This is a genomic window from Paenibacillus tyrphae, assembly GCF_024158745.1.
GTDB lineage: Bacteria > Bacillota > Bacilli > Paenibacillales > NBRC-103111 > Paenibacillus_G > Paenibacillus_G tyrfis_A.
Window position 1 is genome coordinate 184,281 of the sequence record NZ_JAMZAW010000002.1, and the last position, 13,471, is coordinate 197,751.

10 protein-coding genes are annotated in these 13,471 nt (G+C 54.3%); 1 reads left to right on the top strand and 9 read right to left on the bottom strand.

Annotated elements, in window-relative coordinates; all coding sequences use genetic code 11:
- Window positions 1-33: 33 nt before the first annotated feature.
- The 5 genes from NI000_RS03425 to NI000_RS03445 all read right to left on the bottom strand — a co-directional run bounded on the left by NI000_RS03425 (window position 34) and on the right by NI000_RS03445 (window position 6,650).
- Entirely contained in the window at window positions 34-1,881 is a 1,848-nt protein-coding gene (locus NI000_RS03425; protein ID WP_253407719.1) for an ABC transporter ATP-binding protein, read from the bottom strand.
- Complete coding sequence (locus NI000_RS03430; protein WP_375540937.1) at window positions 1,847-3,610, bottom strand: ABC transporter ATP-binding protein; 1,764 nt, start codon at window positions 3,608-3,610, stop codon at window positions 1,847-1,849. Before NI000_RS03430 ends, NI000_RS03425 begins: the two co-directional genes overlap by 35 nt.
- 31 nt (window positions 3,611-3,641) lie before the next feature.
- Complete coding sequence (locus NI000_RS03435; RefSeq protein WP_253407723.1) at window positions 3,642-4,088, bottom strand: MarR family winged helix-turn-helix transcriptional regulator; 447 nt, start codon at window positions 4,086-4,088, stop codon at window positions 3,642-3,644.
- Between the two features lie 431 nt (window positions 4,089-4,519).
- Window positions 4,520-5,899, bottom strand: coding sequence for an NAD-dependent malic enzyme (locus tag NI000_RS03440; RefSeq protein WP_375540941.1), 1,380 nt, complete (start codon window positions 5,897-5,899; stop codon window positions 4,520-4,522).
- 205 nt (window positions 5,900-6,104) lie between these two features.
- On the bottom strand, window positions 6,105-6,650 hold the full coding sequence (locus NI000_RS03445) for a GNAT family N-acetyltransferase (RefSeq protein WP_253407727.1): 546 nt from the start codon (window positions 6,648-6,650) through the stop codon (window positions 6,105-6,107).
- 305 nt (window positions 6,651-6,955) lie between these two features.
- Here NI000_RS03445 and NI000_RS03450 point away from each other — a divergent pair, with 305 nt between their 5' ends.
- On the top strand, window positions 6,956-7,420 hold the full coding sequence (locus NI000_RS03450) for a CcdC protein domain-containing protein (protein ID WP_253407729.1): 465 nt from the start codon (window positions 6,956-6,958) through the stop codon (window positions 7,418-7,420).
- A 6-nt stretch (window positions 7,421-7,426) separates the two neighbouring features.
- Here NI000_RS03450 and NI000_RS03455 read toward each other — a convergent pair whose 3' ends face one another.
- The 4 genes from NI000_RS03455 to NI000_RS03470 form a co-directional block, all read right to left on the bottom strand.
- Window positions 7,427-9,025 (bottom strand): response regulator, encoded by a 1,599-nt coding sequence (locus tag NI000_RS03455; RefSeq protein ID WP_253407731.1) that lies wholly within the window; start codon window positions 9,023-9,025, stop codon window positions 7,427-7,429.
- On the bottom strand, window positions 9,000-10,835 hold the full coding sequence (locus NI000_RS03460) for a cache domain-containing sensor histidine kinase (RefSeq protein WP_253407732.1): 1,836 nt from the start codon (window positions 10,833-10,835) through the stop codon (window positions 9,000-9,002). The genes NI000_RS03455 and NI000_RS03460 overlap by 26 nt, the downstream gene beginning before the upstream one ends.
- A gap of 77 nt (window positions 10,836-10,912) precedes the next feature.
- Entirely contained in the window at window positions 10,913-11,917 is a 1,005-nt protein-coding gene (locus tag NI000_RS03465) for an ABC transporter permease (protein ID WP_253407734.1), read from the bottom strand.
- The gene (locus NI000_RS03470; protein ID WP_253407736.1) at window positions 11,914-13,401 is read right to left on the bottom strand and encodes a sugar ABC transporter ATP-binding protein; all 1,488 of its coding nucleotides are present in this window, start codon (window positions 13,399-13,401) and stop codon (window positions 11,914-11,916) included. The genes NI000_RS03465 and NI000_RS03470 overlap by 4 nt, the downstream gene beginning before the upstream one ends.
- Window positions 13,402-13,471: the final 70 nt, after the last annotated feature.

Genomic DNA, 13,471 nt, shown 5'->3' on the forward strand with positions numbered 1-13,471 from the left:
TTGAGACTCTGTTTTAGCTTACGGTCTGGCGGCTTAGCCGGCGTCGGCCGACGGATTGGCATGCATCTCGGCATACAGCCCCCGCAGCGCCAAAAGCTGCTCGTGCGTACCCCGCTCGACGATCTCGCCTCCGCGCACGACGAGAATCAGGTCGGCTTCCTGAATTGTGCTGAGCCGGTGGGCGATGACGAAGCTGGTCCGCCCTTGCATGAGCGCCTTCATCGCTTCCTGGATGTGCATCTCCGTGCGCGTATCGACGCTGCTGGTCGCTTCGTCCAATATGAGAATGGACGGATCCGAAAGAATCGCCCTGGCAATCGTCAGCAGCTGCCGCTGCCCGTGGCTCAGATTGCCGCCTTCCGCCGAGAGCGGCGTATCGTACCCTTGAGGCAGCTTGCGGATGAAGCCGTCCGCGTTCGCCAGCTTGGCCGCCAACCGAATCTCCTCCTCCGTCGCGTCCAGCCGCCCGTACCGGATGTTGTCGCGAATCGTGCCGGAGAACAGATGCGCGTCCTGCAGCACCATGCCGAGACGGCTTCTGAGGCTGTTTTTGTCCCACTCCCGGATATCTTTCCCGTCGATCCGGATCGTCCCTTCGGCAATATCGTAGAAGCGGGTGAGCAGGTTCATGATCGTCGTCTTGCCCGATCCGGTCGGACCGACCAAGGCAACCACTTGCCCCGGCTGAGCAGCGAACGATACGTCCCGCAAAACCGGCGTGTCGCCGTATCCGAACGTCACCCGGTCGAACTCAACTTCTCCGCGGATGGCTTCTTGCGGCTTCCGGCCGCCCGTCGACCCGAATTCCGTCTCAGTATCCAAAATCTCAAACACCCGTTCCGCTCCGGCCACGCCGGATTGAATCATATTGTACTGGTTCGCCAACTCGTTGACCGGGCCGCTGAACTGCTTGGAGTAATTCAGAAAGCTGACGATGACTCCGATCGTCGTCCAGCCGTTGTAAGCCATCCAGCCTCCGGCGACCGCCAGCAAAATGAAGCTCGTATGGTTCAACAGGTTCATAAACGGGCCCATCATGCCGGAAAAAATTTGCGCCTGCGTCCCCGCCTGCCGCAGCTTGGCGTTAATCTCTTGAAACTGCCGGGCCGCCAGTTCCTCGCGGTTGTAGATTTTGACAACCTTCTGCCCGGATATCGTCTCCTCGATGAAGCCGTTCAGCGCGCCGAGATGGCGCTGCTGTTCCTTGAATTGGCTTTTGGTGCGCTTGCCGATTTGCCGGGCGACGGTAGTGACAAGCGGAATGATCACGAGCGCGACGAACGTCAGCCATCCGTTCAGCATCAGCATCATCGTCAGCGAGCCGAGCAGCGTAACGATACTGGTGATGAGCTGCAGCAAGCTTTGGTTCAGCGTATTCGAGACGTTGTCGATGTCGTTCGTCGTGCGGCTCATCAGCTCTCCGTGCGGCGTCTTGTCGAAGAAGCGCACCGGGAGCTCCTGCATATGGGCAAACAGGTCGCGCCGCAGCTCCCACACCGTCCGCCCGGCGATGCCGGACATGACATACGTTTGCAGCCACGAAACGGCGCTGCCGCCGATGTAGACGGCCAGCAGAAGAACGCACAGCTGCAGCAGGCCGTTCGGATCGCGAAGCGCAATATAGCGGTCGATTGCCGTCCCGATCAGATATGGTCCCGCGAGCGACAACGCGAGCCCGAGCAGCACAAGCGTGATGACGCCGGCCAACGCGGCCCGCTGCCGCTTCAAATACCCCCACAGCCGCTGAATCGCAGCCCGGGTGTTCTTGGCCCTTACCTTGGGCACCGGTTCGCCCCGGCGTCCGAATCCGAATGCAGCCGTCGGAAGGTCCGCCGTTTTTTTTCCATCAGGACGGGCTGAGGGTTGAGCTTGCGGTGTCACGGACGCTCGCCTCCTTTCCGTGCTGGGAGCGGTAAATATCGCGGTAGATCGTACTGCTCCGCAGCAGTTCCCGGTGCGTGCCCCGGGCGGCAATCGCGCCGTCCTCCAGCACGAGGATCAGATCCGCTTCCGTCACCGATGCAATGCGCTGGGCGATGACGATGCAGGTCGTTTCGCTCTTCAAAGCTTCCAAAGACTCGCGGATGCGGGCTTCCGTCACCAGATCGACGGCGCTCGTACTATCGTCGAGAATAAGAATTTTGGGCCGGAGCAGCAGCGCCCGCGCGATGGATAAACGCTGCTTTTGGCCGCCCGACAGATTGACGCCCCGCTGGCCCAGCTCCGTATCGTAGCCGTCCGGCATACGTGCGATGAACTCATGAGCCTGCGCCGCCCGGGCTGCCACTTCGACTTCCTCCTGCGAGGCGTCCGGCCGCCCGTAGCGGATGTTGTCGCGAATCGTGCCGCTGAACAAGACCGCCTGCTGCAGCACGATGCCGACTTGACTGCGCAAATGCTTGGATTCGATATCTCTCACATCGGTACCGTCGATTAATACCCGGCCCTCCGTCGCATCGAACAGCCTTGGGATCAGGCCGACCAAGGACGATTTGCCCGAGCCGGTCGCACCGAGAATGCCGACCGTCTGGCCCGGCTCGACGGCAAAGCTGATGTCTTTCAGCACGAAGTCGGTCTTCCCCGGATCGAATGAGAACGATACCCGGTCAAACCTCACATGCCCGGTACGGATCGCTCCGGTGTTGGCCTGCTTAGCTTCCGCGATGCCCGGCTGGGTCTCCAGCACTTCGCAGATGCGATCCGCAGACGCCTTCGCCCGGGAGAACGAGATCAGCAGCATGCCGACGGATAGCAGGGAGAAAAGAAGCTGCGACATATAGCTGAGGTATGCGATCAGGTCGCCCACCGGCATCGCGCCTTCCCACGTCTGCGCGCCTCCGTACCAGAGCACGGCCACGATGCCAGCGTTCAGCACCAGCATCATCAGCGGCATATTGGCGGCAACGGTCCGTGCGGCTTTCAGGGCGACTTCCAGGTGCTCCCGGTTCGCCTTCCCGTAGCGCTCGCGCTCGACGGTAGAGCGGACGAACGCTTTCACCACACGGATGCCCTTGAGGTTCTCCTGAAGCACCGTGTTCAGCCCGTCCAGCTTTTCCTGCACCCGGCCGAACAGCGGAACCGACAGCCGGATCAGCGTGTACAAAATGATAATCAGGAGCGGCACCACCGCAAGCTGCATCAGCGAGAGCCGCGGACTGAGCGCGATCATCATCGCAATGCTGCCGACCGCCAGCGACGCGCTGCGAACCATGGCGCGCAGCAGTATCTGGATCTGGTTCTGCACCTGCATGACATCCCCCGTCAGCCGGGTTACAAGCGATCCCGTCGTCAGCCGGTCCAAGTTGTCGAACGATAAGGTCTGTACTTTTTGAAACAGGCTGAGACGCAGATCCGCCCCAAAGCCGAGCGCCGCCCGGCTGGAAAAAACCGTGCAGCCCATACCGCCGAGTAATCCGACGAGCGCAGCGCCGATCATCAGCAGGCCCGTATGCCAAATGTGCGTCAGATCGCTGCGCACGACGCCTTCGTTGATGATGCTCGCCATCAGCCTCGGCTGCAGCAGATCCATGCACACCTCCAGCACCATAAACAACGGTGCAAGCAGCGCAGCCCATGTATAAGGCTTCAAATAAGTTCTAAGCTTCCACACGTTCATGTCCCTCCGCTTGTTTGTCGGCTAACTATTCATCCTTGAAATTTCGTTGAAACGTCTCCAAGTCGTCGCGAACCTGCCACAGCAGCCGGCGGAACAGCATTTTTTCCTCCGGGCTGAAATGCTCGAAGCATTTCGCCTCCAAGACTTGCAGCGCTTCCTGCACGCCGGCGGCGGCTTGCCGCCCTTTCCCGGTCAAGTAAACGCGGGACACGCGCTGATCGTCCGGGTCCGGCTTCCGTTCAACGAGCCCCGTCTTCTCCATTCGGTTGATCATCACGGTTAACGTAGGCGGTTTGATGAGCATGCTGTCCGCCAGCTCCTTCTGGCTCTGGCCGTCCCGCTCCGACAACCGCATAAGCAGCGGAGGCTGTCCGGGAAAGACGTCGTATTTCTGAATCATCAGATCGACGCTGTGCCGGTGAAGCTTGAGCACATGCCGCATCAAGCGGGTAAGCGAATCGTCGTGCGACATCGGGGAGTCCTCCTTTTAGTTTGTCGGCTAAATAAATTTAGGTTAGGGGATTTTGGAGCTGCTGTCAATGGGGATTAGGAAATTCGGGAGCACAAACAGCCCCGCTTTGGGAGAAGCGGAGTGAGCTTGTTGAGAAAGTGGTTAATTGAGGCTATAGAGGTTACGAAGGGGTGGGGTATCTACTTCCGGTCGCTCTTGTCTGCAGGAAATTTTTATTAGAAGCCGCTTAGTAGCGGACATTTCCCGCAGACAAAGGCGAACGCTATCGCTCCTTCAGTAGATACCCCACCTCCGTATGTTTCTCTATTTTGTTAAAGAAACCACTTTCTCAACACTCTGGGTCCCACTTCGGGAGAAGCGGAGCCGTTTTACTTTTAAAGGATAGCTAGTACAATATCGAGTCCTTACCGGCCGGTGCCCGGCTGTCGGATTTAAGCAAACTCGTGCGGAATTTTGCGTGCCACGCCGGTTTCCACTGCGGCTTGGGTTACTTTTTTTCTAACGGCTTCCACAACCCGGCTGTTAAAGACGCTCGGAATGATATACTGCTCGTTCAATTCGTCGTCCTCCACGGTGGAGGCGATCGCGTAAGCGGCGGCGAGCTTCATTTCCTCGTTAATCGTCGTCGCCTGGCAATCGAGCGCCCCTCTGAAAATGCCGGGGAAGCACAGCACGTTATTTAGCTGGTTCGGGTAATCCGATCGTCCGGTTGCCATCACGCGAACATACGGTTCCGCAATTTCCGGAAGAATCTCCGGCGTCGGATTGGCCATGGCAAATACGATCGGATCTTTCGCCATTTTTTTCAAATCCTCGACACCGATCACCCCCGGACCGGACAGGCCGATAAATATATCCGCATCCTGCATCGCATCCGATAAAGTACCCGCAATGTTGTCCGGGTTCGTATGCTCGGCATACCACTGAAACATGGGATTGCTGTACGTTTCGCCCCTGCGAATGATTCCGACGGACCGCGAAGCGCCGATGATACGCGTCACTCCGGCAGCCATCAGCATCTTGGTGCAAGCTACTCCGGCGGCACCGACCCCGCTGAATACGACTTTAATATCCGTCAGCTTTTTGCCGACCAATTTCAATGCGTTAATCAGCCCCGCCAGCATGACAACGGCCGTCCCATGCTGATCGTCATGAAATACCGGAATATCCAGCTCCTGCTTCAACCGCTCCTCAATTTCAAAACAGCGCGGAGAGGAGATGTCCTCCAGATTGATTCCACCGAACGCGGGAGCAATGGCTTTCACAATCCGAATGATTTCTTCCGTATCCTTCGTATCCAAACAAATCGGAAACGAGTCGATGCCCGCCATTTCCTTGAACAACATCGCTTTCCCTTCCATCACCGGCATCGCCGCGATCGGCCCGATATCTCCGAGCCCGAGGACGGCCGTTCCGTCGCTGACGACCGCCACTGTATTTCTTTTGATCGTCAGCGAATACGCCTTGGCAGGGTCTTCGTGCAGCGCCATACAGACGCGGGCTACACCGGGGGTGTACACATGGGAGAGATCGTCCCGATTCTTGATCGGCACTTTCGAATGGACCTCAAGCTTGCCGCCCAGGTGCATCAAGAAGGTGCGGTCGGAAAAGTTAATGATTTTAATTCCCGGCACTTTGGTCACATTTTTAATCAAGGAAGCTTCGTTTTCCGCATTGGACACATTCACCGTAATGTCGCGGATCGTCGTATTTTTACTTCGGTTCACGTTATCGACAGCGACAATCTCGCCCCCGGTTTCATGAATCGCATTCGCGATATGAATGAACGGAACATTCGGTTCCGTCTCCATTCGCAAAATAATCGTATAGCTCCCGCTTGTTTGAACTCCCATGACAAATTCTCCTCCCCTGATATCCCCTGCAAGTGGATCGACGTTTTTTAATATTGTATCACATATGAGAGAAAAAGCTTTCATTAATGTGTAATATTAATATATATGATACAACCTTATTCGTAAAGAGTATGATTGCCAAATCTAGCGGGATGTATCCCGATCATCCGTTAAATCTTCCCATCACAATGGTGTTATAGTAGTTGCCGTCGGAAAGAATTTTGTCGTTTTTCAATATGCCTTCGACTTCAAAGCCAAGTCTTTTATACAATTCAATCGCTTTGTCGTTTGTTTCCAGGACATTCAAGGTCATTTTTTTAATGTCGTTCGAGTCAGCCCAAGCCATTGATTCTTTTAAAAGATTTTTCCCGATCCCATATCCCCAAAACTCTTTTAAAACGCATACTCCAAATTCGACTTTATGAGAGAAACGCTTTAAATAAGCTCCTTCGCATCTAGAAAACCCGACGATCCGATCCTGAACGGCGGCAACTAAAAACAAGTTTCTCGGTTGTTCTGTATCCGTTTTAATAATCTTCTCGAAGCCTGTCGGATCGATGAACGCCTCCCCTCTTTCACGGTCCATATTTTCGGTTTCTCCGTCAATCTGTAATCTTACTTCGGACAACTGCTTTGCGTCTTTTTCCATTGCGGATCTGATCGTATAGTTCAACCCGTTGATATAAAATTGTTGTGTGTTCGCTAGCATGTATAGGCTCCATTTCTGTTTAGTTGGTTCTTTCTATGTTTTGTTTTGTTGATAGGACGCTTCAAATGAAGAAAGCCCCGATATCGAAAAATCCATATCGAGGCACGTGCATGCAAGCAAAACATTCAGTTAACCTATTTTATCATAATTTCCCAAAAATCCAAAACATAATAGAATCGATTGCTGTTCCGTAGACTCTCCGAAAATGACATTCGTCACCAAGATCGGATTACTTCTTTCACTGTTTGACAACTCCCTGATGAGAGATACTTAACTTACAAATTGATCGAAGGAGTGTTGTTACCATGAACGCAACTGTATCTCTAGGAATTTCGGTATTGATCTTTCTTCTCATTATTCGCGGTCAATTCCGCGGCATGAGTACCCCCATCAAAAAGCCGGGGATTTCCTTATTGCTGCCGATTTTATACATCTCGACCTCGTTATTTCAATTAATGGACCCGAACCTGCATCTGCAGTCAGGCCAAGTTCTTATCGCGCTGCTGATCGGTCTGGTCATTTCCGTTCCGCTTATTATGACGACGAATTTTGAAGTCCGGGAAAACGGTGCTGCGTTTATCAAGCGTAATAAAATCGTGTTTGTCATCCTGATCGTCGTCTTTGCGCTTCGTTTCGTGTTTGTTGCTAACGTTAAGCTTATCGATCCGAGTACCTTGGGCTTTTTGTGCAATTTGGTCACTCTTGGTTATGTGGCTTGCTGGAGAATCGTAAGCTTCATTAAATTCCGCAGTGTGCTCAAATTGGCTTAAAAATCGTCACCGGATCTTCTCCCGGTACTGTCCGGGAGTTACCCCCTTGAGGGACTTGAACATTTTGGTAAAATACTGCACGTCCTCATACCCGACCCGGCGCGAGATTTCGTAAATCTTCAGCGTCGGGTCGCTCATCAGTTCCGCCGCTTTATTGACCCTGAACTCCATCAAATATTTCGTATACGAAACGCCGAGCTCCTCTTTGAAAATTTTGCTGAAGTACGACGCGTTCAAGTAAAAGCGCTCGGCCACGGCGTTCAGATTCAGCTCCTCCGGGTAGTGAAGCTCCATATATTCCAAGGCTTTCTCGATCACCTTGCGCCTTTTTTTGCACTGCGAATGCTCCAGAAAGTCGATGATCTTCGTAATGGTATCGCCGAGCAGTCCATGAATTTCGTCTGTCGATTGCGACTGCTGCAGCAGCTCGAAAAAATGCAGGCTGAACTTCGAAAAGTCTTTCGCCACCCCGTTGCCCTCCACGGCGGTCCTGACGATCGAATTGACGATATCGATATAAATGAACTTTAAATCGATCGGGCGGATGCTCCGGTTTTCCTGCACAAGCTGATCCAGGCTCGCCAAAGCTGCGGCCTTGTTCCCCACCCGGATATGGTTGATCAGCGCTTCTGTATCGTAGAGCCGGTATCCTCCCGTTTTGTGCGGTCCGGCCGCGCTCTTCGTCTCCTTGCTCCGCCCCGTGTCCAAATAGCCGTGAAGCAGCATTTGCTTCGCCTGCCGGTAGGACGCGGAAATGTCGAGCAGATCGCCGACCGCTCCGCCTAAGCCGATGACAAGGGAGCTGCCGACGATTTTATGAACGATTTTGCGGATATCTTCGAACATCGTCAGGCAGGCGCGGGCCAGCGCGTCGTCCCCCTCGCAGGAGGAAACGATGCACACCACCTCGTCCGCATGGGCGAAGACGATCTCGTTCTCGCTCAGGTCTGTCAGAAAATCGTTCAACAAATTGCACAGCACGAACTGGGCGAAATTCGCATCCGGTTTATTTTCCGGCGGAAACGTTTGCGGCTCCGGCACCTGAAGCGCGAGGCAAGCATGACGGAGGCCATTATTCTTCAGCCCGAAATCGGCCAAAGTCTCGCGCAATTTTGGCTCGTCGGGCTTATGGCCCATAATCAATTTCGAGAAGAGCATTTCCTTTAATAAGGGCAGCCGCTTGTTGACCTGATCGTCGGCCTTTTTCAGCAAAGCTTCCTTTTGCCGTTCCGTCTCGATCTGCTCCAGACAACGCGCGACCACGTCAAGCAGATCGTCGTCCTCCACCGGCTTCAGAATATAATCGGAGGCGCCTAAGGAAAGCGCCTTCTTCGCGTACTCAAAATCGCTGAAGCCGCTGATAATGACCACTTTGGCGGCAAGCCGTTGCTCCTTGAGCCGTTCGATCAATTCCAGCCCGTCCATACGGGGCATGCGGATATCGGTCAGAATGAGATCCGGCTGCACCTTCGCGGCGAGAGCCAGCGCTTCTTCGCCGCAGGTCGCTTCATGCAGGAAGCCGATGCCCAATTTGCCCCAATCGATCGTATGCACGAGCCGTTCGCGAATCCAGGCTTCGTCATCGACCACGATCATGCGGTACATCCGAATCTCCCCTCTCTATCGAAATGGCAGGCAGCTTGACGGTCACGCGGGTGCCTTGCCCGTATATGCTTTCCAGAGTAACGCCGTAGGCGGTCCCGTATTTTAAGCGGATTTGCCGGTTCAGGTTGCGTAGCGCGAAGCCGGACGATTCCCCCGGACCATTCCCCTCAAGCATGCTTTGCAGCTTCTCCAGAGCGTCAGGCTCGACACCGATGCCGTCGTCCTCTACGTACAGGAACAAGGCGTGCGATTGCGTTACGGCGGAGATGGTCAGGCAGCCCCCGCCCTTGCGCCGTTCGAGCCCGTGATAGACTGCATTTTCCACAATGGGCTGCAGCAGCAGCTTCGGCACCTGACAGGCGTAAAGCTCCTCGGGAATATCCAGGTCAAAGGTAATAGCGCCCTTATACCGGATATTGAGGATCGTCAAGTAGTTGATCACGAGCTGCACGGCTTCCTTCAGCGTCACGACTTCTTTGCCCGAGCTCAGGCTGATTCTGAAAAATTTGGAAAGCGCGGCAACCATCTGCGAAATCTCGTCCACTTTTTTGATCCTGGCGATACTGTAGATCGAATCGAGCGTGTTGTATAAAAAATGCGGGTTGATCTGCGCCTGCAGCAGCTTGATTTCCGCTTCCTGATTTAAAATTTTTTCGTTCTCCAAATCCCGGATCAGGACGTTCAACTCGTCCACCATATCGTTAAACCCTTGATACACCCGCTTGTATTCGTCCCCGCGGTTATCCTTGATCTTGAAATCGAGCCTGCGGTTCTCGATTTTTTGCATCGCCAAGACCAATTTCTCCAGAGGCTTGTAAAAGAAGCGGGACAGCAGCAGCGTAATGCCGAAGATCAAAATCCCGGTCACCGAAATGACGATCAGCATAAATTTCTGCATTTCATTGACTTTCCCCAAAATCTCGGAAGCCGGAATCACGACCACATAGCTCCAATTCGTATAATCCGAAACGGAATAAACGGCAAACTTCTCTTCGCCTTGTACGGTGATAAAGAAGCTGCCGCTCTTGCTTTTCATGTTTTGGATCGTGTCGTTCATTTTGGAATAATCCGCGGTCTTGCCGCCGACCAGCCGGTTGTCCGGGCACGCCACCACCGTGGAGCTCCGATCCAGCACGACGAACTCGCCGGGGATGCCGCGCTGAATTTTTTTATAATAATCGCGGATAAAGCTCTCGTTCACATTCGCCGCCAATACTGCGATATCGTGACCGTCCTCGTCGGTCAACGCCGTCGTAAACGAAATCTGCTTCGCGGTTTCCAGCCGCGTTTCGATACCGTTCAACGAATCGTAATTGACCGGGGCAGACACAAACCAACGGTCCTTCCATTGCCCGCTCTTTGCTTGCTGCACAAAATCGACATGCTCCACGTTGACGTCCTCGTAATAGGTCGACTTGGAGTCCATAATCGTATTTTGTTTCACCAAGTACAAGTAGAACGAATCGATGCCCTCCAATATATTCATCACTTTAATCCGTGTAATGAAAAAGCTCAGCAGATCCATGATGCCGTTGTATTTTTCGTTTTTCTCTTCCGGCTTCAGCGGTTCTCCTCGCTTGGCGATGGCGATCAGCCGGTTTTCGGTCAGCAGCATCTTGCTCATGCCCGCCACGTTTTCCAGCGCGGAATCGATATTGGTCACGGCAAATTCGATGCTGCTGATGACGACCTTGGAGGTCTGATCCGTGATGGCCTGCTCCGACCATTTGAACAGGATGGTGCTGACCAGAATCATCGGAATGAGAATGATGGTAAACATGATCACGAACATTTTCAAGCGAAAGCTCATATTTCGAAGGGCCATGGTGTCTTCGTCCTTTATTCATCGTTCGTACCCACATTATACCGCGGCCGTCCCGTTTGCGCTTACCCCTTTTTCTTCATGTATTGAATTGAGGCAATGAGTACGGCGACCAAAATCAGCAGCCCGCGAACGATATACTGCACATATTCGTTCACGTTGAGCAGCGTCATGGCATTGATCAGCACCCCGAGGAAAATAAGGCCGATAAACGTCCCCCGCACTTTCCCGATCCCGCCCATCAAACTGGTGCCGCCGATAATGACGGAGGAAATCGCCATCATTTCCCATCCCTTCCCGAAGGAAAAGGACCCAGACATGACTTGGGAGGACACGAGGACGCCGCTAAGCGCCGAACACAGCTGCACCACGACCATGCAAATGATTTTCACCCGCGATACATGAATGCCCGACAGCCGCGCCGATTCCGGATTGCCGCCCACGGCGTAGACCGAGCGTCCGAATTTCGTATAGTTCATCACGATATACACGACGGCGAAGACGAGCAGCAGCAGGATGGCCGGAATCGGAACGGACAAAAATTCGCCCGAGCCCAGCTCGTTGTACCACGACGGCAGCGTCGTCACGGGGAAGCCTTTGGACACGACCGCCGCCAGCCCGTAAATGACGTTCAGCATCGCCAGCGTGACAATAAAGGAAGGCATTTTATACCTGGTCATAATCCATCCGTTGAACAGCCCGATCAGCCCCGCCACGACAAAAGAGAGCACGATGCCGACGATGACCGCCTGCTCCATCGGCATCATTCCCGAGCTGCTGAGCCACCCCGTCGTAAGACCGATGATGACCCCCGTAAGAGCGACGGTCGAGCCGATGGACAAGTCGATCTCCCCGGCGATAATGACCATCGTCATCCCGAAAGCGATACAGCCCTGCAGCGCGATGTTGCGAAGAATGTTCAGCAGGTTCTCCGACGTCAAAAAGCCGGGAGACGCGAAGGCCATGGCGATCACGATCACAAGCAAAATAAGTTCGAGCACATATTTGTTCAAGCCTTTGCGGATGTCGATACGGGAACCTTTGTTTAATTCCAGCGTTGTCGATTTCATGCGGTTTCTCCTCCCATACTTAACGCGTACAGCTCGTCGATCTTCAGTTCCTCGGGGGCGTATTCCCCTTCGATGCGTCCGTCCCGCAGAATCAAAATCCGGTGGCAAACCTCAAGCAGCTCCTCCAGCTCGGACGAAACCATAATGCTCGATATGCCCTTGCGCGATTGCTGCCAGATCACCTGAAAAATCTGCTGCTTGGCGTTCACGTCGATCCCGCGCGTCGGCTCGTCGAAAAACATAATCTTCGGGTCCGTATTCAGCCAGTTGCCGACGACGACCTTCTGTTGGTTGCCGCCGGATAACGAAGACACCGGATGCTCGACGTCGGCCGCTTTAATCTGCAGCTCTTCCATCTGACGGCGCACAAATTCGGCCTCCGTTTTCTTTCGGATCATCGGGCCCTTCGCGATCCGGTTAAGACTCGCCACACACAGATTGTCGCGGATCGAAGCGATCTGGATCAGGCCTTCGTGCTTCCGGTCCTCCGGCGTTAAGGCCAAGCCGGCCTTCTTCATCCTCGCGGGAGTCGGCGAATCGATCCGCTGCCCGCAGCAATAAATTTCGCCGCTGTCGAGCGGATCGGCGCCAAAGATCGATTTGAGCAGCTCGGTACGCCCGGAGCCCAGCATCCCGGCGATGCCGAGAATTTCCCCTTTTTTCAGCTGGAAGGAAATATCGCGGAATTTGTTTTTGCGCGTCAGCCCTTTGACCTCCAGCACCACCTCGTCGGTCACGCGCAGGTCTTCCGGACGCGTTCGGATCTCCACGTCGCCGAACATCATATGGATCAGCTCTTTCCGGGTGAGACCGGCCATCGGAGCCGTGCCGATAAAATGCCCTTCGCGCAGGACGGTGCACGTATCCGCAATCTCCCAAAGCTCATGGAGACGGTGCGAGACGTAAATGATGATGACGTCTTTTTTCTTCAGCTCGCGGATCATGTTGAACAGCGAATCGATCTCGTTTTTGGCCAAGGCCGAGGTCGGCTCGTCCAGTTGAAGCACCTTCGGCTTGAACGTCAGCGCTTTCACGATCTCGATCATTTGCGCCTGACCGACGCTCAAATTCGCCACCAGCTCATCCGCAGCGATATCGATGTTGTATTCGTTCAGCAGCTCGCGAGTCATGCAGTAGGATTTCTTCCAGTCGATAAACGGACCTTTCATCGGCAGCCGACCCAAGAAAATATTTTCCGCCACCGTCATGCCGGGGACGAGACTGAGCTCCTGATATACGGTGGCGACGCCTTGGGCGAACGCGTCACCGGGATCTTTAAAGCGCAGCACGGTACCATCCAGTACGACTTCTCCTTGCGTCGGCTGGACGGCGCCGGAAAAAATTTTAAGCAAGGTCGACTTGCCGGACCCGTTCTTGCCGAGCAGCGCGTGCACCTTGCCGCTCTCAAACGACACCGTCACCTGATCCAAGGCGACCGTGCCGGGGTAATGCTTCGTAATGCTGCGGGTTTCTAATACGCTCATATGCCTTCCCTCGCAATCTCCTCTGGGGCTTCTACCGGCCATCCGGGGCCGCCGCAGCAGCCCCACTACC

What these genes read in the sequence shown, in the direction of transcription:
- NI000_RS03435 (WP_253407723.1), bottom strand. Translation starts at nt 4,088, where the DNA reads ATGTCGCACGACGATTCGCTTACCCGCTTGATGCGGCATGTGCTCAAG.
- NI000_RS03440 (WP_375540941.1), bottom strand. Translation starts at nt 5,899, where the DNA reads ATGGAGACGGAACCGAATGTTCCGTTCATTCATATCGCGAATGCGATT.
- NI000_RS03445 (WP_253407727.1), bottom strand. Translation starts at nt 6,650, where the DNA reads ATGCTAGCGAACACACAACAATTTTATATCAACGGGTTGAACTATACG.
- NI000_RS03450 (WP_253407729.1), top strand. Translation starts at nt 6,956, where the DNA reads ATGAACGCAACTGTATCTCTAGGAATTTCGGTATTGATCTTTCTTCTC.
- NI000_RS03455 (WP_253407731.1), bottom strand. Translation starts at nt 9,025, where the DNA reads ATGTACCGCATGATCGTGGTCGATGACGAAGCCTGGATTCGCGAACGG.
- NI000_RS03460 (WP_253407732.1), bottom strand. Translation starts at nt 10,835, where the DNA reads ATGAGCTTTCGCTTGAAAATGTTCGTGATCATGTTTACCATCATTCTC.
- NI000_RS03465 (WP_253407734.1), bottom strand. Translation starts at nt 11,917, where the DNA reads ATGAAATCGACAACGCTGGAATTAAACAAAGGTTCCCGTATCGACATC.
- NI000_RS03470 (WP_253407736.1), bottom strand. Translation starts at nt 13,401, where the DNA reads ATGAGCGTATTAGAAACCCGCAGCATTACGAAGCATTACCCCGGCACG.